At 60.6% G+C, this 24,454-nt stretch carries 20 protein-coding genes and 1 pseudogene; 9 read left to right on the plus strand and 12 right to left on the minus strand.

Going from position 1 to position 24,454, the window contains the following annotated elements; all coding sequences use genetic code 11:
• Positions 1–152 precede the first annotated feature (152 nt).
• Positions 153–1,964: an aminopeptidase P family protein gene (locus CFU_RS11640; RefSeq protein WP_014006236.1), complete on the minus strand. Its 1,812-nt coding sequence runs from the start codon at positions 1,962–1,964 to the stop codon at positions 153–155.
• Between the two features lie 194 nt (positions 1,965–2,158).
• Here CFU_RS11640 and fusA point away from each other — a divergent pair, with 194 nt between their 5' ends.
• On the plus strand, positions 2,159–4,279 hold the full coding sequence (gene fusA / locus CFU_RS11645; protein WP_014006237.1) for an elongation factor G: 2,121 nt from the start codon (positions 2,159–2,161) through the stop codon (positions 4,277–4,279).
• A gap of 57 nt (positions 4,280–4,336) precedes the next feature.
• Here the strand turns inward: fusA and ribA are convergent, their stop codons facing one another.
• The 3 genes from ribA to CFU_RS11655 form a co-directional block, all read right to left on the minus strand.
• On the minus strand, positions 4,337–5,011 hold the full coding sequence (gene ribA, locus CFU_RS11650; protein ID WP_041741836.1) for a GTP cyclohydrolase II: 675 nt from the start codon (positions 5,009–5,011) through the stop codon (positions 4,337–4,339).
• 229 nt (positions 5,012–5,240) lie between these two features.
• Entirely contained in the window at positions 5,241–5,576 is a 336-nt protein-coding gene (locus CFU_RS23315) for a hypothetical protein (RefSeq protein ID WP_014006239.1), read from the minus strand.
• 21 nt (positions 5,577–5,597) lie between these two features.
• Entirely contained in the window at positions 5,598–6,566 is a 969-nt protein-coding gene (locus CFU_RS11655; protein ID WP_050808567.1) for a reverse transcriptase family protein, read from the minus strand.
• A 339-nt stretch (positions 6,567–6,905) separates the two neighbouring features.
• Between CFU_RS11655 and CFU_RS11660 the strand changes: the two genes are divergently transcribed.
• Genes CFU_RS11660 through CFU_RS11675 form a run of 4 tightly spaced genes read left to right on the plus strand, consistent with a single transcriptional unit; the run spans position 6,906 to position 10,498 of the window.
• On the plus strand, positions 6,906–7,541 hold the full coding sequence (locus CFU_RS11660; RefSeq protein ID WP_014006241.1) for a paraquat-inducible protein A: 636 nt from the start codon (positions 6,906–6,908) through the stop codon (positions 7,539–7,541).
• Positions 7,538–8,242 (plus strand): paraquat-inducible protein A, encoded by a 705-nt coding sequence (locus CFU_RS11665; RefSeq protein WP_014006242.1) that lies wholly within the window; start codon positions 7,538–7,540, stop codon positions 8,240–8,242. Before CFU_RS11660 ends, CFU_RS11665 begins: the two co-directional genes overlap by 4 nt.
• Complete coding sequence (locus tag CFU_RS11670) at positions 8,235–9,869, plus strand: intermembrane transport protein PqiB (RefSeq protein WP_014006243.1); 1,635 nt, start codon at positions 8,235–8,237, stop codon at positions 9,867–9,869. Before CFU_RS11665 ends, CFU_RS11670 begins: the two co-directional genes overlap by 8 nt.
• Positions 9,869–10,498 (plus strand): PqiC family protein, encoded by a 630-nt coding sequence (locus tag CFU_RS11675; protein WP_014006244.1) that lies wholly within the window; start codon positions 9,869–9,871, stop codon positions 10,496–10,498. Before CFU_RS11670 ends, CFU_RS11675 begins: the two co-directional genes overlap by 1 nt.
• A 10-nt stretch (positions 10,499–10,508) precedes the next feature.
• On the opposite strand, the gene CFU_RS11680 is transcribed toward CFU_RS11675, so the two are convergent.
• The 3 genes from CFU_RS11680 to CFU_RS11690 all read right to left on the minus strand — a co-directional run bounded on the left by CFU_RS11680 (position 10,509) and on the right by CFU_RS11690 (position 13,172).
• The gene (locus tag CFU_RS11680) at positions 10,509–11,243 is read right to left on the minus strand and encodes an rRNA pseudouridine synthase (RefSeq protein ID WP_041741838.1); all 735 of its coding nucleotides are present in this window, start codon (positions 11,241–11,243) and stop codon (positions 10,509–10,511) included.
• Positions 11,244–11,296: 53 nt separating this feature from the next.
• Positions 11,297–11,521: a hypothetical protein gene (locus tag CFU_RS11685; protein ID WP_014006246.1), complete on the minus strand. Its 225-nt coding sequence runs from the start codon at positions 11,519–11,521 to the stop codon at positions 11,297–11,299.
• A 109-nt stretch (positions 11,522–11,630) separates the two neighbouring features.
• Positions 11,631–13,172, minus strand: coding sequence for a CYTH and CHAD domain-containing protein (locus CFU_RS11690; RefSeq protein WP_014006247.1), 1,542 nt, complete (start codon positions 13,170–13,172; stop codon positions 11,631–11,633).
• A 407-nt stretch (positions 13,173–13,579) separates the two neighbouring features.
• Between CFU_RS11690 and CFU_RS11695 the strand changes: the two are divergent.
• Positions 13,580–14,308: pseudogene (locus tag CFU_RS11695) on the plus strand (YoaK family protein); the annotation flags it as partial.
• Between the two features lie 93 nt (positions 14,309–14,401).
• On the opposite strand, the gene CFU_RS11700 reads toward CFU_RS11695, so the two are convergent.
• Positions 14,402–14,719, minus strand: coding sequence for an FMN-dependent NADH-azoreductase (locus CFU_RS11700; protein WP_081466461.1), 318 nt, complete (start codon positions 14,717–14,719; stop codon positions 14,402–14,404).
• Positions 14,720–14,841: 122 nt separating this feature from the next.
• Between CFU_RS11700 and CFU_RS11705 the strand changes: the two genes are divergently transcribed.
• Together CFU_RS11705 and CFU_RS11710 are read left to right on the plus strand one after the other, a co-directional pair.
• Complete coding sequence (locus CFU_RS11705; RefSeq protein ID WP_148264991.1) at positions 14,842–15,237, plus strand: winged helix-turn-helix transcriptional regulator; 396 nt, start codon at positions 14,842–14,844, stop codon at positions 15,235–15,237.
• Positions 15,238–15,313: 76 nt separating this feature from the next.
• Positions 15,314–15,814 carry a GAF domain-containing protein gene (locus CFU_RS11710; protein WP_014006251.1) on the plus strand — a complete coding sequence of 167 codons (501 nt, stop codon included), beginning with the start codon at positions 15,314–15,316 and terminating at the stop codon, positions 15,812–15,814.
• Between the two features lie 2 nt (positions 15,815–15,816).
• Here CFU_RS11710 and CFU_RS11715 read toward each other — a convergent pair whose 3' ends face one another.
• Complete coding sequence (locus tag CFU_RS11715; protein WP_202946120.1) at positions 15,817–17,250, minus strand: aldehyde dehydrogenase family protein; 1,434 nt, start codon at positions 17,248–17,250, stop codon at positions 15,817–15,819.
• 627 nt (positions 17,251–17,877) lie between these two features.
• On the opposite strand from CFU_RS11715, the gene CFU_RS11720 reads away from it, so the two are divergent.
• Positions 17,878–20,550, plus strand: coding sequence for a TonB-dependent receptor plug domain-containing protein (locus CFU_RS11720; protein ID WP_238531298.1), 2,673 nt, complete (start codon positions 17,878–17,880; stop codon positions 20,548–20,550).
• A gap of 69 nt (positions 20,551–20,619) precedes the next feature.
• Here the strand turns inward: CFU_RS11720 and CFU_RS11725 are convergent, their stop codons facing one another.
• The 3 genes from CFU_RS11725 to gorA all read right to left on the minus strand — a co-directional run bounded on the left by CFU_RS11725 (position 20,620) and on the right by gorA (position 24,433).
• Positions 20,620–21,285 carry an MgtC/SapB family protein gene (locus tag CFU_RS11725; RefSeq protein ID WP_041743376.1) on the minus strand — a complete coding sequence of 222 codons (666 nt, stop codon included), beginning with the start codon at positions 21,283–21,285 and terminating at the stop codon, positions 20,620–20,622.
• A gap of 50 nt (positions 21,286–21,335) precedes the next feature.
• Entirely contained in the window at positions 21,336–23,006 is a 1,671-nt protein-coding gene (locus CFU_RS11730) for an acid phosphatase (RefSeq protein WP_041741841.1), read from the minus strand.
• 68 nt (positions 23,007–23,074) lie between these two features.
• The gene (gene gorA / locus CFU_RS11735) at positions 23,075–24,433 is read right to left on the minus strand and encodes a glutathione-disulfide reductase (protein ID WP_041741843.1); all 1,359 of its coding nucleotides are present in this window, start codon (positions 24,431–24,433) and stop codon (positions 23,075–23,077) included.
• Positions 24,434–24,454: the final 21 nt, after the last annotated feature.

Raw genomic sequence — 24,454 nt, forward strand, 5'->3', positions numbered from 1 at the left:
TATCGATTGCTCTCGTAGGGTGGGCAAGCATTTTTGCCCACGCGTGAACTCACACCACGTACATGTCATTCCGATGCCACGCTGGCATGTACTCCGGTTATCGCGATCACGCGTGGGCACAGGTGCCCACCCTACTTGGCTGACCGCGAACCTTACAAAGGCTGGGTCCGGCTCTCCAGCCATTGCTTGGCGTCGCCCCTCACGTGCGGCGACAGGCGCGCCCTCACCTCGGCGTGATAAGCATTGAGCCAGTCGATTTCGTCGCTGCGCAGCAAGCTGGCGTCGAGGCAGCGGGTATCGATCGGACACAGGGTCAACGTCTCGAAACGCAGGTATTCGCCGAATTCGCTGGCGGCCGCCGGCTGGTTCAGCACCAGGTTTTCAATCCGCACGCCCCAGTTGCCGGGCCGGTAAATGCCCGGCTCAATCGAGGTGATCATGCCTGGCTCCATCGCGGTATGCGCATCGGGTGCGGCGCTGCCGGAAATGACTTGCGGGCCTTCATGCACATTCAGGAAATAACCGACGCCGTGACCGGTGCCATGGCCGTAATCAATGCCGGCGGCCCAGATCGGCGCCCGTGCGATCGCATCCAGCAACGGGGATTTGATGGAGCGCGGAAACTGCGCCGACGACAGCGCAATCACGCCCTTCAGCACCAATGTGCAATCGCGCTTTTGCGCCGCCGACGGCTGGCCGATCGGCACCATGCGGGTGATGTCGGTGGTGCCGCCCACATACTGGCCGCCGGAGTCGATCAGCAGCAAACCGTCGCCGCTGATGGTGGCGTGCGATTCGGCGCTGGCCTTGTAGTGCGGCATGGCGCCGTTGGCGTTGAAGCCGGCGATGGTGGCGAAGCTGGGGCTGACAAAACCGGAGCGGCGCGCGCGGGCGGCGGTGATATGGGTATCGACCATCACTTCGGTGACGGTTTCCTTGCCCAGGGCTTGCTCCAGCCAGGCAAAGAATTCGCACAGCGCGGCGCCGTCCTGTTCCATGGCGGCGCGCACATGCGCTACTTCGTCGGCGCTTTTGCGCGATTTGGCAAAGGTGGTCGGGTTGATCGTTTCCACTACGTTGACCGCAGTCGGCACCGCTTGCCGCAATCCCAGCGTGACGCGGCGCGGGTCAAGCAGCAGCGTGGCATTGGTCGACAAGGCCGCCAGCGCTTCGGCCGCTTCAGCATAAGGCGCCAGCGCGACGCCATCTTGGCTCAGCAGCTCGCGCAAGGCCGGCGGGACTTTGCCGTCGGCGACGAACAGCATGGCGCGTTTTGGCCCGATCAGGGCGTGCGCCAGGAATACCGGGTTGTAATTGACGTCGGCGCCGCGCAAATTGAACAGATAAGCGATATCGTCCAGGGTCGAAATGAAGTGCCATTGCGCGCCGTGCTGCTGCATGGCCTGGCGCAGCTGTTCCAGCTTGGCCGCGCGCGACAGCGGCGCATGCGATGCCTGGTGCTGGTATACCTCGGCCATCGGCAGGCCGGGCCGCTCGCTCCAGATTTCGCCCAGTATGTCGAGATCGGTGCGCAGGCTGCTGCCGCCTTTGGCCAGCGCCTGTTCCAGCGCACGCGCGGTGGCCAGCCCCAGCACCGCGCCGTCGACGGCCAGCGTTTTTCCGGCCGGCAGGTTGGCGGACAGCCAGTCGAGGTGCAGCAGGCTGTTGCCCGACGGCGTTTTCATCAGCACGATTTCGGTGCCGGCCAGTTCTGCTTCCGCCTGCGACCAGTAGCGGCTGTCAGCCCACAGGCCGGCGAAGTCGGCGGTGATGATCAGGTTGGCGACCGAACCGGTGAAGCCCGACAGCCATTCCCTTCCCTTCCAGCGCCCCGGCAGGTACTCGGACAGATGCGGATCGGCCGAAGGAATCAGGCAGGCGTCGACATCGTGGCGCTGCATGGCGGCGCGCAGCTGCTCGATGCGCGGTGCGGAAGTATTCTGGGAAAAGGTTCGGGAGTTCATAGAGGGCGGGATGGAATAAGCGTTTTAGGTGGATGGATTCACTTGCCGTTAAGCCGCCAAGCATACCACCGGGAGAGGAAAAACGGGGTCTTGCACCTGTCCGCAACTGACAATCGAAAAAACGAGTAAGCTCACACGTCACAGTAGCTGCAAAAAAATTCTGATCATCATAATTTCTCCCAGAGGAAATCGTCATGACTCGCAAAACCCCTATCGAGCGCTATCGTAACATCGGCATCAGCGCCCATATCGACGCCGGCAAGACCACCACCACCGAGCGCATCCTGTTCTATTCCGGCGTCAGCCACAAGATCGGCGAGGTGCACGACGGCACCGCCACCATGGACTGGATGGAACAGGAGCAGGAGCGTGGCATCACGATCACCTCGGCCGCCACTACCTGCTTCTGGCAAGGCATGGCCGGCAATTACCCGATGCACCGGATCAATATCATCGACACCCCGGGCCACGTCGACTTCACGATCGAAGTCGAACGTTCGATGCGGGTGCTGGACGGCGCCTGCATGGTTTATGACGCCGTCGGCGGCGTGCAGCCGCAATCCGAAACCGTCTGGCGCCAGGCCAACAAGTACGGCGTGCCGCGCCTGGCGTTCGTCAACAAGATGGACCGGGTCGGCGCCGATTTCTTCCGTGTCCACCAGCAGATCCGCGACCGCCTCAAGGGCAATCCGGTGCTGGTGCAGATCCCGGTCGGCGCCGAAGACAATTTCCACGGCGTGGTCGACCTGGTCAAGATGAAAGCCATCATGTGGGACGACGCCACCCAGGGTGTCAAGTTCGAATACATCGATATCCCGGCGGAGCTGCAGGCCAGCGCCGAGGAGTGGCGCGGCCGCATGATAGAGGCGGCGGCCGACGCCAGCGACGCCATGATGAAAAAATACCTGGATGGCGCCGATCTCAGCGAAGAGGAAATCAAGGGCGCACTGCGCCAGCGCACCATCGCCGGCGAAATCGTGCCGATGCTGTGCGGCAGCGCCTTCAAGAACCGCGGCGTGCAGGCCTTGCTGGATGCCGTGATCGATTTCCTGCCGGCGCCGACCGACATTCCGCCGGTCAAAGGCCACGACCCGGACGATCTGGTCGTCGAAAGGCGCGCCAGCGACGATGAAAAATTCTCCGCCCTCACCTTCAAGATCATGACCGATCCGTTTGTCGGCCACCTGAGCTACTTCCGGGTCTATTCCGGCGTGCTGATCTCGGGCGACGTGGTGTTCAATCCGAACAAGGGCAAGAAGGAAAGGATAGGCCGCGTGCTGCAGATGCACGCCAACCACCGCACCGAAATCAGCGAAGTGTATGCGGGCGACATCGCCGCCGCGGTCGGCCTCAAGGAAGCCAGCACCGGCGACACCCTGTGCGATCCGGGCAGCATCATCACCCTGGAAAAAATGGTGTTCCCGGACACTGTGATCTCGCAAGCGGTAGAACCGAAGACCAAGGCCGACCAGGAAAAGATGGGCGTAGCGCTCAGCCGCCTGGCCGAGGAAGATCCGTCATTCCGGGTCAAGACCGACGAGGAATCGGGCCAGACCATCATTTCCGGCATGGGCGAACTGCACCTGGAAGTGCTGGTGGAACGCATGCGGCGCGAATTCGGCGTCGAAGCTACGGTCGGCAAGCCGCAGGTGGCGTTCCGCGAAACCATACGCAAGATGTGCGAATCGAGCGAAGGCAAGTTCATCAAGCAGTCCGGCGGGCGCGGCCAGTACGGCCATGTGGTGCTGAAAATCGAACCGCAGGCGCCGGGCAAGGGATTTGAATTCGTCGACGCCATCAAGGGAGGCACCGTGCCGCGCGAATATATTCCGGCGGTCGAGAAAGGCGTGCGCGAAACCCTGGCTGCCGGCGTGCTGGCCGGCTATCCGGTGGTCGACGTCAAGGTCACGCTATTCTTCGGCTCCTCGCACGATGTCGATTCCAACGAAAACGCCTACCGCATGGCGGCCTCGATGGCGTTCAAGGATGGCTGCCGCAAAGCCAGCCCGGCCTTGCTGGAACCGATGATGGCGGTGGAAGTCGAGACGCCCGAGGAAAAAATGGGCGATGTGATCGGCGACCTGTCGTCACGGCGCGGCATGATCCAAAGCATGGACGACATCCCGGGCGGGGTCGGCAAGGTTGTGCGGGCGGAAGTACCGCTGGCGGAAATGTTCGGCTACTCCACCACCCTGCGTTCGCTGACCCAGGGGCGCGCCACGTATACGATGGAGTTCAAGCATTATGCCGAAGCACCGGCCGATGTCACCGATGCGGTGGTGAACGCCAAGCATGTAGGGGCGTCCAGGCATTGATGTCTGGTATGGCCGGAACAACAGCTCCGGCCATACCATCGTTTGACTACGGTTTGACTACAGCTCGTTTTCGTCGAGGTCGTGTTCCATGCCGTCAATCGGCAGCAAGTGACCCAGTTTCGCCGCCTTGGTGTCGAGGTAGCGGGTATTGAAGGGATTGCGGTTGAGGATGAGGGGAATCCGCTCGACCACGGTAATGCCGATCTTCTGCAGCGCTGCTACCTTGCGCGGGTTGTTGGTCATCAGCCGCAAGGCCGTGATGTCCAAGTGCTCCAGCATGGTTTCGCAAATGGTGTAATCGCGCAGGTCGGCAGCGAATCCCAGTTGCTGGTTAGCTTCCACCGTGTCCGCGCCGCCGTCCTGGATATGGTAGGCGCGCAGCTTGTTGATCAAGCCGATGCCGCGCCCTTCCTGGCGCAAATACAATATGGCGCCGCGCCCTTCCGCGGCGATCTTCTGCAAAGCCCCTTCCAGTTGCGCGCCGCAATCGCAGCGCTGGCTGAACAAGGCGTCGCCGGTCAGGCATTCGGAATGGACGCGCGCCAACACCGGCGCGCCGTCGTTGACTGCGCCCAGGGTCAAGGCCAGGTGTTCTTTGCCGGTGGCGTGTTCGATAAAGGCATGCAGCTGGAAGGTTGCCCAAGGCGTCGGCAGCGCGCAAGAAGTCACATACTCCAGTTTTTGGTCGGCTACGGCGGCAGCTAGGCTGCTTTTGTTATTAGTGGTGCTCATCAGGTAGATTTGTGGTGAATAAAATGCACGGCATTGCATAAATGGCACATACGTTTCGGTTTTAACATTACTTAACATGCCATCGCTAGCCTTCCATTTTACGAGCATTCCAACAAACACGTATGACGCGCCGGCGGCCGTACCCCTCCGGGCAGGCGCCGAAATTGACCGGATAACAACGAAAAATCAAGGCGGAACCGTAAAACCGATGGGGTTTGCTATTGAAGCCCTAGGAACCGGGCCATGAGATTTGTTCAAATAACCGCTGTAAACGCTCGCCGCGTTGCGGGTTCACCATCCGCACATAGGAGACCCGGCCGGCCAGGAATTGCTGGTAGTTATCTCGCCCGTCCCGGTTCTGCGACGCCGGGCCGTGGCGTATGCAGTTTGTCAGCGCGGCCTTCAGGTTGTCGAATTCCTGGCGCGGAATATTGGAATGGCGGTTGACCACGATGCCGGTCACCTGCTGCCGGACACCGCTGCGCATCATCCTGGTTTTCCTGGCGTTGACGGCAAAACCCTCTTCCAATGCGATTGCCGCCACTTGCAGGTGGAAACGGTCCATCGCCCGTTCCAGCTTGTGCTCTCAGGAAAACACCAGGTCATCGGCGTAGCGGCTGTAACTGGCGCCGAGCGCCGTCGCCAATGCCTGCAATCGTATGTCCAGCCGGTAAGCGCACAAATTGGCAAGCGCCGGCGAGCATGGGGAGCCTTGCGGCAAATGGCGTGCGCGCAAGGCCTGGCGTTCTTGCCAAGGAATTTTTTGCTCCGGCTGGTTCAGCACGCTGCCCGGGGTCCGGTGTGTGCACAAGCGGGACAGCAAACCAGCCACTTTAGGCGGATAACCAAGCTTGGCAAATAATGCGTGGATCCTGGCCGCCGGAATGCTTGGAAAAAAATCCTTCAGGTCCATCCGTATCACTACCCGCTTGCCGGCATGCAGCGCCGCGTGCGTTACGCATGAATGGCCACGACGGAAGCCGTGCGCCGCCTGGTGCGGCGGGATCCGGTCAAGCAAGCTGCGCAGCAGCTGGGTTTGCATGGCGCGCAGGCGCGACTTGGGAATTTCTATCAGGCGCCACCCGCCGCTGCGTTTTGCTATCCAGCGATGGTGGTAATGCTGCAGGGCTGCCGTCGTCGCCGCACTGTTACGCCACTGGTCGGAGAACCAGTCCAGCTCGGACGGCGTTACTTTCAGCCATTGCGCCAGATCGCCAGCGGTGGCGAGCGTAGGGAGCGCCAGCGCGGACACCCACGCTGGCTGCCCGGCGGCAACAGGCGGTTCGAGACAAAAATGCCGGACCTGCGGCGGTTCGCTGTCCAGCCATGCGTCGGAAAAACCCTCATGCGCCAGGATCAGCGCCGCCAGTTCGGCGCGGCCGTGGCGATGCAGCTGCTCCCCGGTCTGTTTACGGATGGCCCGGCACAATGAAGGAATCCAGCGCCATTTCTTTCCGAGCGCCCATCTTGCGCCTTGCTTCATGGCGTCAAGGCTCGCTTCGCGCGCGAGGAAGGTATCTGCCAGGGCTAAAGCGACGAAAGTTTTTGGAGTCATCTGGTTAAGGTAAACGAGGCGGCGGAGAGCCTTCAACCAGTCCCGTCATGCGTGAGCCGAATCTGCACCGTGGTGCAGCGCCGCTCATGCGTTGCATTGCCAAGCCAAAATATCCCGCGGGGTAGCCCCGCAGAGGCGTGCCATTACACGAGGTAACAGTGCGCCGGCTTGAAGGGTCCGCCGCCCGGCCACACTATGTGAATATGGTAGAAGTGTCAACTGGATTCGCCGGCGCCGGCGGCCCGCCATCCTTGCCTAGGCAAGCGACGATTCCAACTATCTGTCGGTGCCGGCGCAGATTATTGTTAGAATCATACCTACTCAATTTTTTAGCTACTCATGCGCGAAGTCCCCGACCTGATTGCCTGCGAAGGATGCGATGCCCTGTATCGCAAGGTGCAGCTGCACCGTGGGGAGATTGCCCACTGCCCGCGCTGCGGCACCGAACTGGAGCGCGACGCCGGCCGCCAGCGCGAGCGCATCCTGCCGCTGACCGTGGCCAGCCTGATCATGTTCGTGATCGCCAACAGTTTTCCCATCGTCGAGATCGAACTGCAGGGCCTGAGCAGCCGCACCACCTTGTTTGGCGCCGTGCTGTCGCTGACCACCGAAGGCATGTCGCTGGTGGCTTTGCTGGTGCTGGCCACCACTATCCTGTTTCCGCTGCTGCAGCTGCTGTTCCTGTTTTACCTGCTGGTGTCCTTGGCCAAGCAGCACCGGCCTCCCGGTTTCAGCTGGCTGGTAAGGGCCATGCAGAGCTTGCGGCCCTGGGGCATGGTGGAAGTGTTCCTGCTGGGCGTGCTGGTGGCGGTAGTGAAATTATCGAACATGGCGACCGTGATCCCGGGCGTGGCCCTGTGGGCGTTCGGCGTGCTGACGGTATTGCTGACCGCGGTGGTGTCCTTCAATCCCCGCCATTTCTGGGAAATGGCGTACGCTGAAGAGGCAATCGGCAGCCAGGAAGAGATTGCATGAACGCCGCCACCGCGAATACAGCTGCCGAAGACGAAGACCTGCCGGTGCGCACCGCTGCCGGCCTCGGCATGATGTCCTGCCATCATTGCGGCACCGTCTGGCAAGAGGTGCGCGAACACGAGCACTGCCAGCGCTGCGGCACCGCGCTGCACCTGCGCAAGCCGGACAGCATCAGGCGCAGCTGGGCTTTCCTGATCGCGGCCTGCATCATGTACATCCCGGCCAACCTGATGCCGGTGATGATCACCAAGACCTTGCTCGGCGTGCAAGAGGATACGATCATGAGCGGCGTGATCTATTTCTGGGTGTCCGGCGCCTGGGAGCTGGCGGCGATCATTTTCATCGCCAGTTTCCTGGTGCCGCTGTTCAAGCTGGCTTCCCTGATCCTGCTGACCTGGACCGCGCAAAAACGCAGCCGCTGGCGCCGCCTGCAGCGCGCCAAGCTGTACCGGCTGGTGGAAATCATCGGCCGCTGGTCGATGCTGGACGTATTCGTGGTGTCGCTGCTGGCCGGCCTGGTGCAGATTGAAGGATTTGCCAAGATCACCGCCGGCTTCGGCGTGCTGGCGTTTGCCTCGGTAGTGGTGCTGACCATGCTGGCCGCGCTCAGTTTCGATCCGCGTCTAAATTGGGACAACAGCGGGGACAGCCGCGATCAAGAAATGGATGAGAATCAAGGAATGAAAGCACAAGATGAGTAATGAAAACACCCGGGACGACGCCCTGCCGCCTTTGCCGGAACCCAAGCTGAGCCGCAAGCGCGACTGGCTGCCTTCGCTGATCTGGCTGATCCCGATTGTGGCCGCGGTAGTCGGCTTGACGCTGGTGGTCAAGATCCTGGTCGAACGCGGACCATCGATCACCATCACCTTCCGCACCGCGGAAGGCCTGGAGGCCGGAAAAACCAAGGTCAAGTACAAGGATGTCGATATCGGCCTGGTGCAGACCATCACCTTGAGCAAGGATCGTTCGCACGTGCTGGCCAATGTCCAGCTGTCGAAAGAAGCCGAGAGCTTCACCGCCGCCGACACCCGCTTCTGGGTAGTGCGGCCGCGGGTGGCGGCGTCCGGCGTCTCCGGCCTGGGCACCCTGCTGTCAGGCGCTTACATCGGCGCTGACGCCGGCACCTCCAAGGAAAAGAAAGACGAATTCACCGGACTGGAAGTGCAGCCTATCGTCAGGCTCGACGCCTCAGGCAAGCAGTACATGCTGCACGCCGCCGACATCGGCTCGCTGGACATCGGCTCGCCGGTCTACTTCCGCCGCATCAAGGTCGGCCAGCTGGCTGCATTCGACCTCGATGCCGACGGCAAAGGCGTGACCTTGCGCATTTTCATCGATGCGCCCTACGACAAATTCATCGGCATCAACACCCGCTTCTGGCATGCCAGCGGCTTCGACATGCAGATCAACGCCAGCGGCTTCAAGCTGCGCACGCAATCGCTGGCGACCGTGGTACTGGGCGGCATAGCCTTCCAGGCGCCGGACGACCTGCTAGGCGCGACAGCCAAGGAAAACACGACCTTCAACCTGGCTGCGGACGAGGAAGCTGCCCTGAAGGAACCGGACGGCCCGTCGGAAACCGTGGTGATGTATTTCAACCAGTCGCTGCGCGGCCTGACGCCGGGCACCACCGTCGATTTCCGCGGCGTGGTGCTGGGCGAGGTCAAATCGATAGGCATCGAATACGACGCCAAGCGCCGCGAATTCAACATGCCGGTGGTGGTGCAGGTTTATCCCGAGCGGCTGGGGCGCAGGTATGCCGAGGATGAAAAGCATTCCAGCTATACCGCCAAGCAGCGCCTGCAGTACATGGTCAGCCGTGGCTTGCGGGCGCAGCTGCGCACCGGCAACCTGCTGACCGGCCAGCTCTACATCGCACTCGACTTTTTCCCGAAAGCGGCGCCAGCCACCGTCGATACCTCGACCACGATCATCGAGCTGCCGACGATTCCTAACAGCCTCGATGAAATCCAGTCGCAGATCGCCGAGATCGCCAAGAAACTCAGCAAGGTGCCGTTCGACCAGATCGCCGCCGACCTGCAGAAAACCCTGGGCACCCTGAACCGCACCCTGCTCAATGCCGAGCAACTGACCAAGAGCCTGAACAACGACGTCGCGCCGGAAATCACGGCCGCCATGAAGGATGTGCGAGTCACGCTGGACAACGCCAACCGCACTCTTTCCGACAACGCGCCGCTGCAGCAGGATATCCGTGCGACCCTGCAGGAACTGACGCGCTCGGCGGCATCGGTGCGGATCCTGACCGACTACCTGGAACGCCATCCGGAAGCACTGATCCGCGGCAAGCAAGAGGAAAACAAATAATGACATCGACCACTCGCATCTGCACCATCGCTGCCTTCACTGTCCTGCTGGCCGGCTGCGCTTCCGCTCCGACCCATTTTTACACGCTCGCAACGCCGACAGCGGCTGCGCCGGCCATCCAGAATTCGAAGCTGTATATCGACGTGGCGCCGGTCTCCTTGCCGGAACGCCTGGCGCGGCCGCAACTGGTGGTGCGCAGCGCCGGCAGCGCTTCCAGCACCCGGGTCGACATCCTGGAACAGGAACGCTGGTCGTCGCCGTTCAACAATGAATTGCGGGATGCATTGGCAAGCGGCATCGCCAATCGCCTGGGAGCGATCGATGTCAGCCGCAGCGGCCGGCCGACGGACCAGCCGGTGTACCGGATTGCGGTCGAATTGCGCGAATTTGACGCCGTACCCGGCGACAAGGTGCAAGCCACTTACGGCTGGACCATCAGCCGCTCCGACAGCGGCCGCAGCAGCGCCTGTCAACTGAGTGTGGCAGCGGCAGTCAATCCTGGCATTGATGGTTTAGTGCTTGGAGTGCAGCGCACGGTGGCGGATGTGGCCAGCGGCATTGCCGCCAACATCACGGCATTCAAGGCCAATCCCGCGGCAGCCTGCCAAAACGACAGGCCGCAGGCATAACTTAGGACCCTCAGAACCGCTCGTAACCCAGCAGATAACGCCATTCGCCGACCGCCAGGCCGGCCATCGGCAGGCGGCCGATGCGGATGCGCTTGCTGGCCACTACCTGCAGCCCGACCTGTTCGCACATGTGCACGACCAGTCCGCGCGGCGGCGCCTTAAGCGCAAAGCGCAGGCGTTTTTCATTTTGCCAGCTGACCTTGATCGGCGGCAGCGGCTTGCGGTTGAAGCTCAAGCCGTGGTTCAGCAATTTCAGTCCGTCAGGAACGATGTCGCCGGCCACTTCAACGATGTATTCATGCTCGATCTTGGCGGCGTCGTCCACCAGCTTGCGGGTGATCCGCCAGTCCTGGGTAAACACCAGCAGGCCGCTGGCCAGCGTCTCCAGCGGTTCGATCAGGTTGAGGTTGGTCAGGTGGCGCTTCAGGAAACGCACTTCGGCGCGGTCGTCGGCCGCCCGCTTGTCAGGCACGATCAGGTCTGAGGCCAGTTCGCTCAGCGCCGGACCGGCAAACAGGTCGAGGCCGGCCGGCTTGTGGAACAGGATGGTTACCGGATCCTGCGGTTCCAGCGTGGCGTCCGCCGCCAGTTCCACCTGCTGTTGCGCGCCGATGCGCAGGCCCGGCTCTTCCACTACCTTGCCATCGACCTTGACCCAGCCGCCCTCGATATATTGCTCGGCTTCGCGGCGCGAGCAGGAAACCAGTTCAGCGAGATGTTTTGCAAGGCGGATTGATTCTGTCATGTATGGGGTCCGGAGACAATGATGGGCGGCCATTGTAACCGCCCGCACTTGGTTTATTTGCGATACATTTCAGGGCGCGGCTTGTTGCGCTGTTCGTAGATCGCCTTGGCGTCTTCCCGCGCGCGCTCCAGCGTACGCATGGCAGGATCGTCGTCGTGCAGCGTAAAAAAATCCTCGGCTTGCGCGTTCATCACGTATTTGATCGCCGCCTTCTCTTTCACGTCGAACAACTCCACCAGCAAGGTGGTGACTTCATCCAGGTATTCTTCGTAGGTCATGATGCTCTCCGATGTTTCTTGCCGCGCTCGCCTTCATCCACGGTGTTACAGGAAGAGCCCGGCGAGCGTATTTTGCACCAAATAGCCCGACAGGACCAAATTATCAGGTTCAATGCGGCCGCGACGGCGGCTTCAATCCGGCGAATTTTCGCCACAAGCGGCCGATCTTCGATTTATTGTGTTTTTTGCTGGAAGCCAGCAGTTTGACGGCCAGGCCGCAGGATTGCGCCAGCTCGGGATGCTGTTCGGCGACCTGCTGCAGCAGCTGAGCAGCCACGCTACGATCATTGGCCGCGCCCAAGCCGTCCTGCAGGTCGCTCAGCGCCGCCACATAAGCATGGCTGCGTTTAGCTGGAAAATACGAGGCAAAAAACTCGCTGGCGTAGCGCGCCTTCTTGGCGGCGATCCTTACCTTGTGGCGCTTGGCGGCGTCATGCTGCCCGATGCGGCTGCCGCGCTTCAGCAGTTTCTTTTGCAGGCCGGCCAGTTTCTTGACAGCGAATTTTTTCAGGGGTGCAGACAATCCGGTTACCTGCGCGGCGTCCAGCTCTTCGCGCCAGCGCCGCCCTTCTATCCAGCTTCCCAGCAATAACAGCAAGCGTGTATAAGCACGCGAGTTGACCGCCGCCGCGACCGCATGGCGACCCTTGTCGGCTTCGCTGGCAGTCAGCTGCCGCAGGTTTTCCAGCTGCCATTGATCCGGACAGCGCCTTACTACATCGTCCAGCGTCGCCACCGCCAGCACTTCCCAATCGCGCGCAGGACCCAGCGTAGCGGCCAGCCAGTCAAGCCGTTCCGCTATTTCCGGCGGCGTCGGAATCACTTTCTTGAACAGGCCCAGCACGGCGCGCAAGCGCCGCAGCCCGACCCGCATCTGATGCAGGTTTTCCGGATCGGCGCCGTGCAGCACGCCGTCTTCATTGCCTTGCATCTGCGCCAGGCAATTGCCGAGCAAGACCTGGAATCCTTGCTCCAGCGTCAGCCCGGGCGCCAATTCGACCGGCTGCGCCTTGACTACGGCAGGCGCTTGCGGCGCGTGCATGGCGTAACCGCGCTCGGCCTTGCTGGCATTGGCGGCGCGCAGCGGCAGCGTCTGCTGCAAGGCCAAGGCCAGCTCAAACAAGCTCGCCGCGGCGCCGGCTTTGAGTTCCAGTTCGATCTCGCTGATGGCAATGCTTTTGTCGCCATGGAGGATTTCGCCCTGGTCCAAGGCCAGCTCGACTTCGTCCCCAGCCTGCGACCTCAGCAGCCAGATCGTACGTTTGAATTGGGTGGTAAATATCGGCCGCAAGCGATTGGCGAGGTCCGGCGCCGACAATAACGCGGCCACCGCCGAACCGGGCTCAAGCAGTCCGCGCAACGCTTGCAGGTCGGGCGCCGCGCCGCTGATGTCGGATTCCCACTCGGGGCGCTGGTGCAAACCGGCCGCCGCCTGGCCGCCGCTCTTGCAAGTCTGGACCCAGCGCGTCCCCACTTTGCGCACCCGCAGCGCGGTATGGTTTTGCTGCAGGTACAGTTCGGGCGTATCAAAGTAAATGCTGGTCAGCTGCCGCGATTGCGGCTTGCCGGTGGCGTAATGTGTTAACAGGGGATGGCGGCGGAAGCTGGCGACGTCGCGCGGCTCCAATAACAGTTTTAATTCGATTTCCATGCTTCAAGCATACTTCCAAACCGGCGCTTTCAGTAAGCTATTGTTTTAATACCATCGGCCTGGAGCCCGCCGAAACCGCGCGGCGTTTCAGAATTCGCGGCTCCGGGACCGGCACGCCCGCTTCATCGCCGGAATCACGCTGTAGCCGCTTTGCCGGTAATAACGATAGAAATAGAAAAAGGTTTTCATGTCAGGCACGCAATGATTGGAAGGAATGAGAGTTTCCCACCAAAAACGGAAGGCGCAACGCCGTCGTTGACCAGATGTCGATGAAATAAACAATCTTTAACGTTTGTACTCAATTTGTACTCATGCTGCCCTGCTCTCGCCCGATAGTTCGATATGACTGAACCAATCGGCGTACAGCGGCGTAATATCATGTTGTCCAGCTCAAGCGACTGTCATCGATGCCGATTCCGTATTTGAGAAAACTGACTGGCAAGGACCGCAGCCAGCAAGCAAACCGCCACCTGGCGTTTTTCCTGTCTTTTATCGCCGGCGCGATCAATGCCGGCGGCTTCCTGGCGGTCGGGCAATACACTTCCCACATGTCCGGCATCGTTTCGTCGATGGCGGACAATCTTGCGCTAGGTTCGCTGGGACTGATGCTGGCAGGCCTGGCTTGCCTGCTGTCGTTCCTGTTCGGCGCCATGACATCCGCACTGCTGATCAACTGGGGACGCAGGCAAGACCTGCAGGCGGAATTTGCGCTGCCTTTGATGCTGGAAGCGGGTTTGCTGCTGGTGTTTGGCCTGCTGGGTGGCAACCTGGAGGGCCATAAATGGCTGTTCGTGCCGATGACCGTGATACTGCTGTGCGCCATCATGGGCTTGCAGAACGCCATCATCACCAAGATTTCCAAAGCCGAGATCCGCACCACCCACATCACCGGCATGGTCACCGACATCGGCATTGAACTCGGCAAGCTGGTCTACTGGAACCGGCTGGAGCCGGACCGCGGGCGGCCAGACGTGATCGCCGACCGCGGCAAACTGCGGCTGCTGGCGACCCTGGTCACGCTGTTTTTCAGCGGCGGCCTGGCCGGCGCGCTAGGTTTCAAGCATATAGGCTTCATCGCCACCGCAGCGCTTGCCGCCGCCTTGATGTGCCTGGCGATCGTGCCTATCGTCGATGATTTCCTGAAATTCCGGCGCAATGTGTGAATCGGATGCAAGACCTGCCGGTTAATTGGACTTCGATACCACACTGGCCTTGCATCCCTCATTGCTTTATGCAGCTTTCAGAGTAGCGACCTCAGCCAAGGCTGAATCAAGCGCGCTCTGCTTTTGTTCAGTCCCCAGGTTGATTCCCTCGGCGCGGACAATGGCAAGGTCGGTGACGCCGATGAAAGTGAAGAAGCTCTTCAGGAACGATTCCTGGTGATCCATGAAAGCCATCGGCGACGCCTCTGAGTAAAACCCGCCGCGCGCGGAAGCGATAATCACCCGCTTGGCGCCGGCCAGGCCTTCGACGCCGGCCACGCTGTAGTTGAAGGTCTTGCCGGGAGCCGCCAGGCAATCGATCCATGCTTTCAGCTGGCTTGGAATGCCAAGTCAGCCACACACAGATCGACCGCTAGGAACATTTTGTTCGTAGCGCTATGATATGCTGCGTAAAAGATTGCACAAGGGGCACCATTTTGAGCGATACGAACATTCCCGTTCGCACCATGGCGCCCCGACCCGAGGGATGCCGGGCCGTTGCTGAAACACTTGGCCGCATAGGCGACAAATGGACCGTGATGGTGGTCGGCTCCCTGGCGCAGGGACCGATGCGCTACAACCATATTCTGCGCACGGTGGAGGGCATATCGCAGCGCATGCTGACCTTGACCCTGAAAGGCCTGGAGCAGGACGGCCTGGTCACTCGCACCATGTACCCGACCATCCCGCCGCGCGTCGACTATGAACTGACCGAGCTCGGGCGCCTGCTGATCGCGCCCTTGCAGTCGCTGCATGACTGGGCGACGGAGCACCGGCCGGCGATGCTGGCGGCGCGCGCGGCGTTCGCGGAGAAGGAGAGCGAGGCTGCGTCGCAACGAGCCCGCTTCACCACGCCCAAATAAATCATGAGATGACTGCTGCCTGGTCCCAGCCGGCCGGCGGCAGTCACGGAATCAACCAAACTTTTTAAGGATTGCCATGTTCTCTTCGCTTACCGCCGAAATTGATGTCGACTACTCCCTGCTGGCGCGCCAGGCCGCCGGCCTTCTTGAAGACGAGCGCGACCAGACGGCCAACGCCGCCCAGTTTTCCGCATTCATCTACCAGTCGCTGGCCGACCTGAACTGGGCCGGCTTCTACTGGCTCAAACCGGCCAAAAAGGCGAAGGGCGAGGAATTGCTGATCGGCCCGTTCCAGGGCAAAGTCGCTTGTGCGCGGATTGCGCTTGGCAAGGGTGTCTGCGGCACCGCAGCCGCGGAACGGCGCGCCATCCTGGTGCCGGACGTGCATGCGTTTGCCGGCCATATCGCCTGCGACGCGGCATCGAACTCGGAAATCGTGATCCCGGTCATCAAAGACGGACAACTATACGGCGTCCTCGATATCGACAGCCCCACCCTGAACCGGTTCCGGCCTGAAGACCTGCAAGGGCTGGAAGCGCTGCTTGCATTGTTCGTTGCGGCGACCGATTTCGATTAAGCTCAGACGGTCTTGATGAACAAGGCGACCAGCCTGCGCGTCAAGCTGGAATAAGGCGGATAAAACATTTTGGCGAGCATGATGCGGGTGCGCACCACCGCCCGCTCATGCGAGAACGCCAGGAAACCGTAGTGGCCGTGGGCGCTGCCGATGCCGGAATTGTTGACGCCGCCGAACGGCAGGTTGCCGTGCAAAAACTGCACTACGCAATGGTTGATGCAAGCGCCGCCCGAGCTCGTCTGCTGCATCACCTTGGCGATATTCGCCTGCTTGCGGCTCCAGACGTAGAGCGCCAGCGGCTTGGGCTCGGCATTGATGCGTGCAATCACCGTATCCAGCTGGTCGTAGCCGATCACCGGCAGCAGCGGCCCGAAGATTTCCTCGCGCATGATCTTGGCGTCGTCCGGAATCCCGTCCAGCAGCGTCGGCGCAATGTAGCGCTGGGCTTCGTCAATCGCGCCGCCCGTCACTATCCGCGCGCCGCGTGCGGTAGCGTCATCCAGCAGGCTCTTGACGCGCGCGGTGTGGCGCTGGTTGACGATGCGCGCCAGGCTGGCGCTGCCGGCCTGCTCCGCTCCCTTGCCATAGGCGCTCTCCAGCACCGCCACGCAGTGTCCGAGAAAAGCCTCCTTGACGCTGGCGTGCACATAGATGTGGTCGGGAGCGATGCAGGTCTGGCCGTTGTTGGTGAATTTGGCCCACAGGATGTTTTGCGCCGCCGCCCGCAGGTCGGCCGTCTGGTCGACGATGGTAGGCGACTTGCCGCCCAGTTCCAGCGTGACGCTGGCCAGGTGCTTGGCCGCAGCTGCCATGACGATCTTGCCGACGGCCGGCGAGCCGGTAAAAAATATGTGATCGAAAGGCAGCTCCAGCAATGCCTGGGCCACCGGGGCATCGCCTTCGAACAGCGCCACTTCGTCTTCAGTGAATACCGCCCGGACGATCTTGCCGATGACAGCCGAAGCATGCGGCGTCATTTCCGACGGCTTGAGGATTACTGTATTGCCCGCTGCCAGCGCCGACACCAGCGGCCCCAGGCTCAGGTTCACCGGATAATTCCAGGGCGCCACGATCAATACCCGTCCCTTCGGTTCGTACTGGGTATACCCCGAAGTGCCAGCCATCATGCGCGACGGCCAGACTTTCTTCGGCTTCATCCAGCGTCCCAGCTTGCGGATGGCGTCATTGGCCTCGGCGATCACCGGCAAGATTTCGCTTAACTCCACCTCAACGGCCGGTTTGCCGAAATCGGCAAAGCCGGCGGCAATCACCTCGTCCTTGTGCGCCAGCAGCGCGCTCTTCAATTTCCTGACTTTCTGCAGGCGCTCGGCCTTGCCCGACTGACGCAGGCGCAGCGCGGTGATTCCCTGGGCATCGAATACGCGCCGGATCTCCAGCTGGGTCTGGTCAAATTCGGTGCCGGTTGGGGTTGTCATGATGTTCATTGCTTGCCTTTGACAAGAGCATTTGTATCCGGCAATTAAAGCACATCGCCTATTCCAGAGGACGATCTTTTACTTGAGCGCCGCCTCCACTTTATAGGGGTTTTGGCCATCCACTTTTTACAAAAAATGATGATATTCAATAAAAATATTTAATTCGCAATTTAATGCCTATTAAGCAATTAAATTCAAATCATTCATTTAAAAAATATTCTTCATCAGCATCCATTTTTTCCTAATTTCATTTGATTATCAAATAACGTGCGTTAAATCCAAATGACAATCAATGTAACATTTATTGCCATACGGGAATTTATTTATCACATTTCCCGCCAAAATAGTGTCGCAGGGAAAATAAAACAACGGAAAAACCACCGGAAAAGTTAAATATTTCAGGCGTATTACATCACGCGACTGATTGATACAAAATGAAATAACAGCACCTCGAGCATGGTCATTATCGGGGTGCTGTTCGTTATCCGGACATACGCTGTCCGCGCTGACGGCAGCTGGAAACCCTTGCTTTACAGGCGGCTTATCCGGCTACCTGTAACAAAGCATGAAGCGAAATCGATCATTTCCTTACCAAGATGGAGACTTTCCCAGATGAAGAAGACAGTTTTGGCATCAACCCTCGCAGCAATCGGCCTCATCCACCTGCCCCTCGCCTTCGGCGCCGACCAAATCCCCAGCCCCACTTCCGATAGCCTTGAACGCATCACCATTACCGGCTCAAACATTTCACGCATCAACAAAGAGGGCCCGACCGCGGTTGAAATCATCAAACGAGATGAAATCGAAAAATCCGGCGCCAGCACCGTCCTTGAATTGCTGAGCAAACTGCCTTCCGTTTCCATTGGACTGACCGGCAACAGCAATACGTCGTTTGCGCAAGGGGCCGCCTCCGTAGGGCTGCGCGGCCTCGATCCCAAATACACGCTGATCCTGCTGAACGGACGCCGCCTGGCCAACTACGGTTTTGCCGATGGCGCGGAAAACACCTTCGTCGACTTGAACAACCTGCCGCTGGCAGCCATTGAATCGGTGGAAATCCTGCGCGATGGCGCTTCCGCCATTTACGGCTCCGATGCGATTGCCGGCGTGATCAACTTCAAGACAAAAAGGAATTACCAGGGCGTTGAAACCACCGCCAACGTCGGCACCAATCAAAAAGGCGACGGCACTACGGAAAGCGCCAGCGTTACGGCCGGTTGGGGCAGCCTGGAAAAAGACGGGCAGAACCTGCTATTGACGGTAGACGTGTTCCATAGCGATCCCTTGAAGAGCAATAAACACGACGCCACCAGCAACCGCGATTTCCGGCGCTTTGGCGGCAGCGACAACCGCAGCGTCGACCGTTATCTGGGCAGCGTCACCGATTTCTCAACCGGCGAGCCCGGCTTTCCGATACCTGGCTGCCGCGGCAGCGTTGAAGTCAGCAGCGGCACCAACGACAACCGCTGCTTCAACAACCAGCAGGTGCTGCTGTCGCCGAAGATCTTGCGCGGCGGGATTTCCGCCATTTTCACGAAACGGCTCAACGGCCAGGATGAACTGTTTGCCGAAGTCGGCTTCAACCACAGCGAAACCACCGTGCAATACGGCCTGGCAGGATTTGATCCTTCCTTCATCGGCAATACCGACGGCTCGACCAACCCTGGACTGGCCAACTTGCCGGGACCAAGCGCGGATGGCTCGCTGCAAGGCTTTACGCCTGGCGACCAGCTGCGCATATATCGCGGCATCTACGAAGTTGCGCCGACGCAAAACAAGATCACCAGCGACACTGCGCGCGTGGTGGCCGGCTGGCGCGGCGTGATCGGAAAATGGGACAGCGAAGGAGCGGTCAGCCTCAACCAGAACCGCCTCAAGGACGTTGCCTCCAATTCCGTATTGAAGGACGTATCGTCAGCCTCCTTGCAGAGCGGCTTGCTGGGCAACGGCGGCTACGATCCGTTTGCCTACTGGAATCCATCCAGCGTGATCAACCCGATGCTGACCACTACCGAGCGGGTGGCCGTATCGCGCCTGGAAACCGTGGACTGGAAGATGTCGGCGCCGGAACTGTTCAACTTCAACGGCGCGCCGGTCGGCTTCGCCTGGGGCGCCCAGGCCAGCCATGAATCGATCAGCGACCAGCCTGATGCCAAAAACGTTGCCGGCAACATCGTCAACGCCGGCGCGACTGCCAGCACGGCCAGCCGTTCCCTGTACTCCCTGTATGGGGAATTCAATGTGCCGCTGATGAAAACGGTGGAGATGCAACTGGCTTTGCGCGGTGACCACTACAGTGACTTCGGCAATTCCTTCAATCCGAAAATTGCCGTAGCCTGGCGCCCGACCAAGGAAATCCTGCTCCGCGGTTCCGCCACCACGTCCTTCAAGGCGCCTACCCTGCCGGAAATCAGTTCAACCACATCGGGTTATGCCAATGGCATCGCCGACTGGGCGCGCTGCGGTCCGCTCGGCTATACCGGCGCCAATTGCAGCTACAGCCCCAAGCAATACGTTGCCGGCAATCCCGACCTGAAAGCGGAAAAGGCCAACAACTTTTCGCTGGGCATGGTGCTGCAGCCAATGAAGGGCCTGTCGGCGTCGATAGACTGGTACGCAATCAAGCAGCGCAACACGATCCAGCTGCTGGACCCGCAATACATCGTCGACAACGAAGACATCATTCCGGGCTACGCTGCACTGGTGGGCCGCGATCCGCGCAACCCGGCGCTGGAAGCAAGGCATCCCGGTTTGAACAAGGGGCGCATCAACAGCATCACCACCCCCTATATCAACGTCGGCAAGACCGATATCCAGGGGCTGGATATCGACATTTCCTATGAATTGCCGCTGGCCGGCTGGGGCAAGCTGAAGTTCCGCGAAGTCAACAACTACACGCTCCTCTACAAGCAAAGCATCACCCCTGGCACCGCACCGGCAAGCCGGCTTGATTCCCTCAACCATCCAAGGTGGAACAACTCCTTCCGTACCGCCTATGAATACGCCGACATGGAAGTCGCCTTGACTGCCCGGACGCAAGCCAGCACGCTGAACATCGACGACCCGACCCACACCCAGGACCCGGCCATCACCAATGCGCGCATTCCTTCGTTTACTGCATGGGATTTGAACCTGAACGCCAAGGTAAGCAAGAACCTGACGGTAAACTTCGGCGTAAACAACCTGTTTGACAAGGCGCCGATATATGCCAATACGGCTTACAAAGATGATTTCGTGCAAAACCAGAACGACCTGGTAGGACGCTACATCTACGCCAACATGCGCTACCAGTTCCAATAAGCAGCGTTAACCAAAACGGGCTTTACGCAATGTGAAGCCCGCCTCAATACTTCAGCCGACAATCCGCATCTACGGCAAACGGATTTCACTCACCTCATGCACATCCGGCAGCGCTTTCAGCTTGACCAGGATGACATCGAATTCGCTAGGCAACACACGCAGCAGCGCCACGGTGACTTCTTCAATATCGGCGTCATTGGCGTTCTGCTCGACGATGAACTGCTCGATCTGCGCCGTGCCCTTGTCCAGCAACTGGCCGAACATCTGGAAAGTCATGGCGCCGCGTCGCACCACCAACCGCACTTCGCGCCGCTGACGGGCCACGAAGAAACGCTTTTCCAGCGGCTTGAGGCCGGCCAGGATAATCAGGATGATCAGCGTCGCAGCCGCAGCCGCTATGTAGAGGCCGCCGCCTACCGCAAGCCCCACCGCCGCCACCGACCATAGGCTGGCGGCAGTCGTCAGGCCGCGGATCACCTCGCCGCGCAGCAGGATCGAGCCGGCGCCCAGGAAACCGATGCCGGACACTACTTGCGCCGCCATCCGCGACGGATCCAGCGCAATCCCTGGTTTGCCGACCACCTCCTGGAAACCGTAGGCCGAAACGATCATCACCAGCGCCGAACCGACGCACACCAGCATGTGCGTGCGCAGGCCGGCGGCCCAGGATAAACGTTCGCGGTCGAAGCCGATGACGCTGCCCAGGGCCGCGGCTATCAGCAGCCGGATAATCATTTCAACCTGATCCAATTATTCTTCCTTCCACAAATAATGTTGTTGGCGGCTTACGCCAGGTCCAGGGTATTGGTCAGGTCGCCCAGCGGCGCTAGGCGGTTTTCCCGGAACGCCTGGTCGCGCGCCACTAGTGCATCCAGCTTGCGCAAGCCGTGCAGGCGGGTAATGAAACGCATGATCGAGGTGGTGTCGTAGACCGTGTGGTCGACGAACCCCTTTTTTGCATACGGCGAAATGACGGTGGCCGGAATCCGCGAACCCGGGCCCCAGCGGTCGCCCTTGGGCGGCGCCACATGGTCCCACCAGCCGCCATTCTCATCGTGGGTGACGATCACCACCATGTGCTGCCATTGCGGCCCGCGCTGCAGGTGGGCGATGACGTTGGCGATATGGCGATCGCCCGATTCGACGTCGGCATAACCGGCGTGCAGGTTCAGGTTGCCCTGCGGCTTGTAGAAACTCACCGCCGGCAGGCGGCCGGCATCGATCTCCGCCAGGAACTTGTTGGTGGCCGGATCGTCGCCCAGCCCGGCGTCTTTCAGATGGGTCTCGCGCAACGCCGTGCCGGGAGCAAAACTCTTGAAGTAATTGAACGGCTGGTGATGGTATTGGAAATTAGGCACCGCATCGTCGTTCGCCTTGCCGTCCAGCGCAGCCTGCCAGGCGCCGGCATACCAGGCCCAGCTGATGTCCTTTTCCGACAGGCGGTCGCCTATGGTGGCGTAGGTTTGCGGCGGCAGCACCATCGGATCGTCGGCGTTGGCGTAAGCCGCATCGCCGCCTATGGCCGGCTTCACGAAGCTCGGCTGGTATGGCGGCGCCATGGTGTTGACTGCGTAGCCGTCAGGCGTGATGGCCCGGTCGCGCAGGAATTTCGGCGGACCGTCGATGGCCGATGCCGGATTCTTGTCGTCCAGTTTCAGGCGCGTGCCCTTGGGATCGTCCCCTTCCACGGTCGCCACATTGTGGCGCGCCGGGCTGTTGTGGACATCGGGATAAAAAGGCGTCTGCCCGGAAACCAGGAAGATGTGGTTGAGGTAGGAACCGCCGAAGGCCGACATGAAAAAATTGTCGCACAAGGTGTATTGCTCGGCCAGCTTCCACAGGCGCAGCTTGCTGGCGGTCTCGCCGTAGTGGCCCATGGTCAGGCCGCCGGAATCGGCCCAGGCGACGAACTGGTCGTTCTTGCCGCCGTTGATCTGCATCTGGTTCTGGTAAAACTTGTGCCACAGATCGCGCGTAATCACGCCTTGCGGCAACAGCTTGCCGTGCTGATCGCTCAGCTTGAACGGCGCGTTCGGCAAGCCGCTGATCTGGTCTTCGGCAATCATGTAGCGCTGGCCGCCGACTTCCTGCGCCTGCGGCACCAGGCCGCCCCATATCTTGGGCAGCTGCGCCAGCGGCGTCTTGCCGTCGCGGTCCAGCTGCGTGTAGCGCGCCTGCATCGCTTGCGACAAGGGCCTCTGCACGCCGGGAAAATTACCGTACAGGTTATTGAAGCTGCGGTTCTCGGCGTAGATCACCACCACATGCTTGATGGCCGACTGCAGCTTCTGGTCCAGCAGTTTTTCCTGGGTCGCGGCAGCGATCTGCTGGTTGCCGTCGCTGGCGCAGTCGGACAACGCCAGGCTGGCGCCGGCTGCAACCACGGTGCCGAGGAAACGGCGCCGCGTGAAACCGGCGCTCTCGTCTTCTTCTGTCAATTCCGGTTTTTCGCTCATGGGTTTTTGATATAGGTTCGCAACCTGCCATGTTAGCAGCAGACGCGCATCTTTTTGGCATGAAAACGTCAATCCGGCCGCGGCGTCCTTAGCGTGACGAACTCTTCGGCCGAAGTCGGATGGATGCCGATGGTGTCGTCGAACACGCGTTTGGTGGCGCCGGCGCGCAAGGCCACGGCAATGCCCTGGATGATTTCGCCGGCGTCCGGCCCCACCATGTGGCAGCCGAGCACCTTGTCGCTGTCGGCGTCGACGATCAGTTTCATCATGGTTTTTTCATGGTAGTCGCCCAGGCTCAGCTTCATCGGCCGGAATCTGCTCTCGAAGATTTTCAGCTTGTGGCCGGCGGCCTGCGCCTGTTCTTCCGTGAGCCCTACCGTGCCGATATTCGGTAAACTGAATACGGCGGTCGGGATCAGGTGATAGTCGACCGGGCGGTATTCCTCGGGACGGAACAAGCGCCGCGCGACCGCCATGCCTTCCGCCAGCGCCACCGGCGTCAGCTGCACCTTGCCGATGACGTCGCCCAGGGCCAGGATGCTGGGTTCTGAGCTGCGATATTCCTGGTCGACCTTGACAAAACCTTTGGCGTCCAGCGCCACGTCGACATTCTCCAGGCCCAGGTTGTCCAGCATCGGCCGCCGGCCGGTAGCATAGAACACGCAGTCGGTATCGAGCACGCGACCGTCTTCCAGGGTGGCCTGCAAACTGCCGTCGGCTTGTTTCGCGATGCTGGCGATATCGGCCTTGAACTGCAGGTCGACGCCCTTCTTCTTGAATTCCTCATTCAGGTGCTGGCGCACGCCGTGGTCGAATCCGCGCAGGAACAGGTCGCCGCGATACAGCAGGCTGGTCTGCGCCCCCAGGCCATGGAAGATGGAAGCGAATTCGACGGCGATGTAACCGCCGCCGACCACCAGCACGCGGCGCGGCAATTCCTTGAGGAAGAACGCTTCGTTGGAGGTGGTGGCAAATTCCTTGCCCGGGATATCCGGCACTTGCGGCCAGCTGCCGGTGGCGACCAGGATGTTGGCGGCGCTGATGCGCTGGCCGTTGATCTCCACCGTGTGCTTGTCCAGCAGCCTGGCATGGCCTTCATGCAAGGCGACTCCGCTGTTAAGCAGCAAGCCGCGATAGACTTCGTTGAGCCGGTGGATCTCGCGGTTCTTGTTGGCGATCAGCGTGTTCCAGTCGAACTGCGGCTTGCCGACGGTCCAGCCAAAGCTGGAGGCTTGCTCGAAGTCCTCGCTGAAATGGGCGCCATAGACCAGGAATTTTTTCGGCACGCAGCCGACATTGACGCAGGTGCCGCCCAGGTAGCGGCTTTCCGCCACCGCCACGCGGGCGCCGAAGCCTGCAGAAAAGCGCGCCGCGCGCACACCGCCGGAACCGGCGCCGATGACAAACAGGTCGACATCAAAAGACATTGGCATTCTCCGCGGCCCTGA

It is taken from the genome of Collimonas fungivorans Ter331 (genome assembly GCF_000221045.1).
GTDB lineage: Bacteria > Pseudomonadota > Gammaproteobacteria > Burkholderiales > Burkholderiaceae_D > Collimonas > Collimonas fungivorans_A.

Excerpts from the sequence above, each read along its gene's own strand:
- CFU_RS11710 (WP_014006251.1), top strand. The coding sequence starts at position 15,314 with ATGTTCTCTTCGCTTACCGCCGAAATTGATGTCGACTACTCCCTGCTG.
- CFU_RS11705 (WP_148264991.1), top strand. The coding sequence starts at position 14,842 with ATGGCGCCCCGACCCGAGGGATGCCGGGCCGTTGCTGAAACACTTGGC.
- CFU_RS11640 (WP_014006236.1), bottom strand. The coding sequence starts at position 1,964 with ATGAACTCCCGAACCTTTTCCCAGAATACTTCCGCACCGCGCATCGAG.
- CFU_RS11725 (WP_041743376.1), bottom strand. The coding sequence starts at position 21,285 with ATGATTATCCGGCTGCTGATAGCCGCGGCCCTGGGCAGCGTCATCGGC.
- CFU_RS11680 (WP_041741838.1), bottom strand. The coding sequence starts at position 11,243 with ATGACAGAATCAATCCGCCTTGCAAAACATCTCGCTGAACTGGTTTCC.
- CFU_RS23315 (WP_014006239.1), bottom strand. The coding sequence starts at position 5,576 with ATGGACCGTTTCCACCTGCAAGTGGCGGCAATCGCATTGGAAGAGGGT.
- CFU_RS11685 (WP_014006246.1), bottom strand. The coding sequence starts at position 11,521 with ATGACCTACGAAGAATACCTGGATGAAGTCACCACCTTGCTGGTGGAG.
- CFU_RS11715 (WP_202946120.1), bottom strand. The coding sequence starts at position 17,250 with ATGACAACCCCAACCGGCACCGAATTTGACCAGACCCAGCTGGAGATC.
- ribA (WP_041741836.1), bottom strand. The coding sequence starts at position 5,011 with ATGAGCACCACTAATAACAAAAGCAGCCTAGCTGCCGCCGTAGCCGAC.
- CFU_RS11660 (WP_014006241.1), top strand. The coding sequence starts at position 6,906 with ATGCGCGAAGTCCCCGACCTGATTGCCTGCGAAGGATGCGATGCCCTG.
- fusA (WP_014006237.1), top strand. The coding sequence starts at position 2,159 with ATGACTCGCAAAACCCCTATCGAGCGCTATCGTAACATCGGCATCAGC.
- CFU_RS11690 (WP_014006247.1), bottom strand. The coding sequence starts at position 13,172 with ATGGAAATCGAATTAAAACTGTTATTGGAGCCGCGCGACGTCGCCAGC.
- gorA (WP_041741843.1), bottom strand. The coding sequence starts at position 24,433 with ATGTCTTTTGATGTCGACCTGTTTGTCATCGGCGCCGGTTCCGGCGGT.
- CFU_RS11730 (WP_041741841.1), bottom strand. The coding sequence starts at position 23,006 with ATGAGCGAAAAACCGGAATTGACAGAAGAAGACGAGAGCGCCGGTTTC.
- CFU_RS11655 (WP_050808567.1), bottom strand. The coding sequence starts at position 6,566 with ATGACTCCAAAAACTTTCGTCGCTTTAGCCCTGGCAGATACCTTCCTC.
- CFU_RS11665 (WP_014006242.1), top strand. The coding sequence starts at position 7,538 with ATGAACGCCGCCACCGCGAATACAGCTGCCGAAGACGAAGACCTGCCG.
- CFU_RS11675 (WP_014006244.1), top strand. The coding sequence starts at position 9,869 with ATGACATCGACCACTCGCATCTGCACCATCGCTGCCTTCACTGTCCTG.
- CFU_RS11670 (WP_014006243.1), top strand. The coding sequence starts at position 8,235 with ATGAGTAATGAAAACACCCGGGACGACGCCCTGCCGCCTTTGCCGGAA.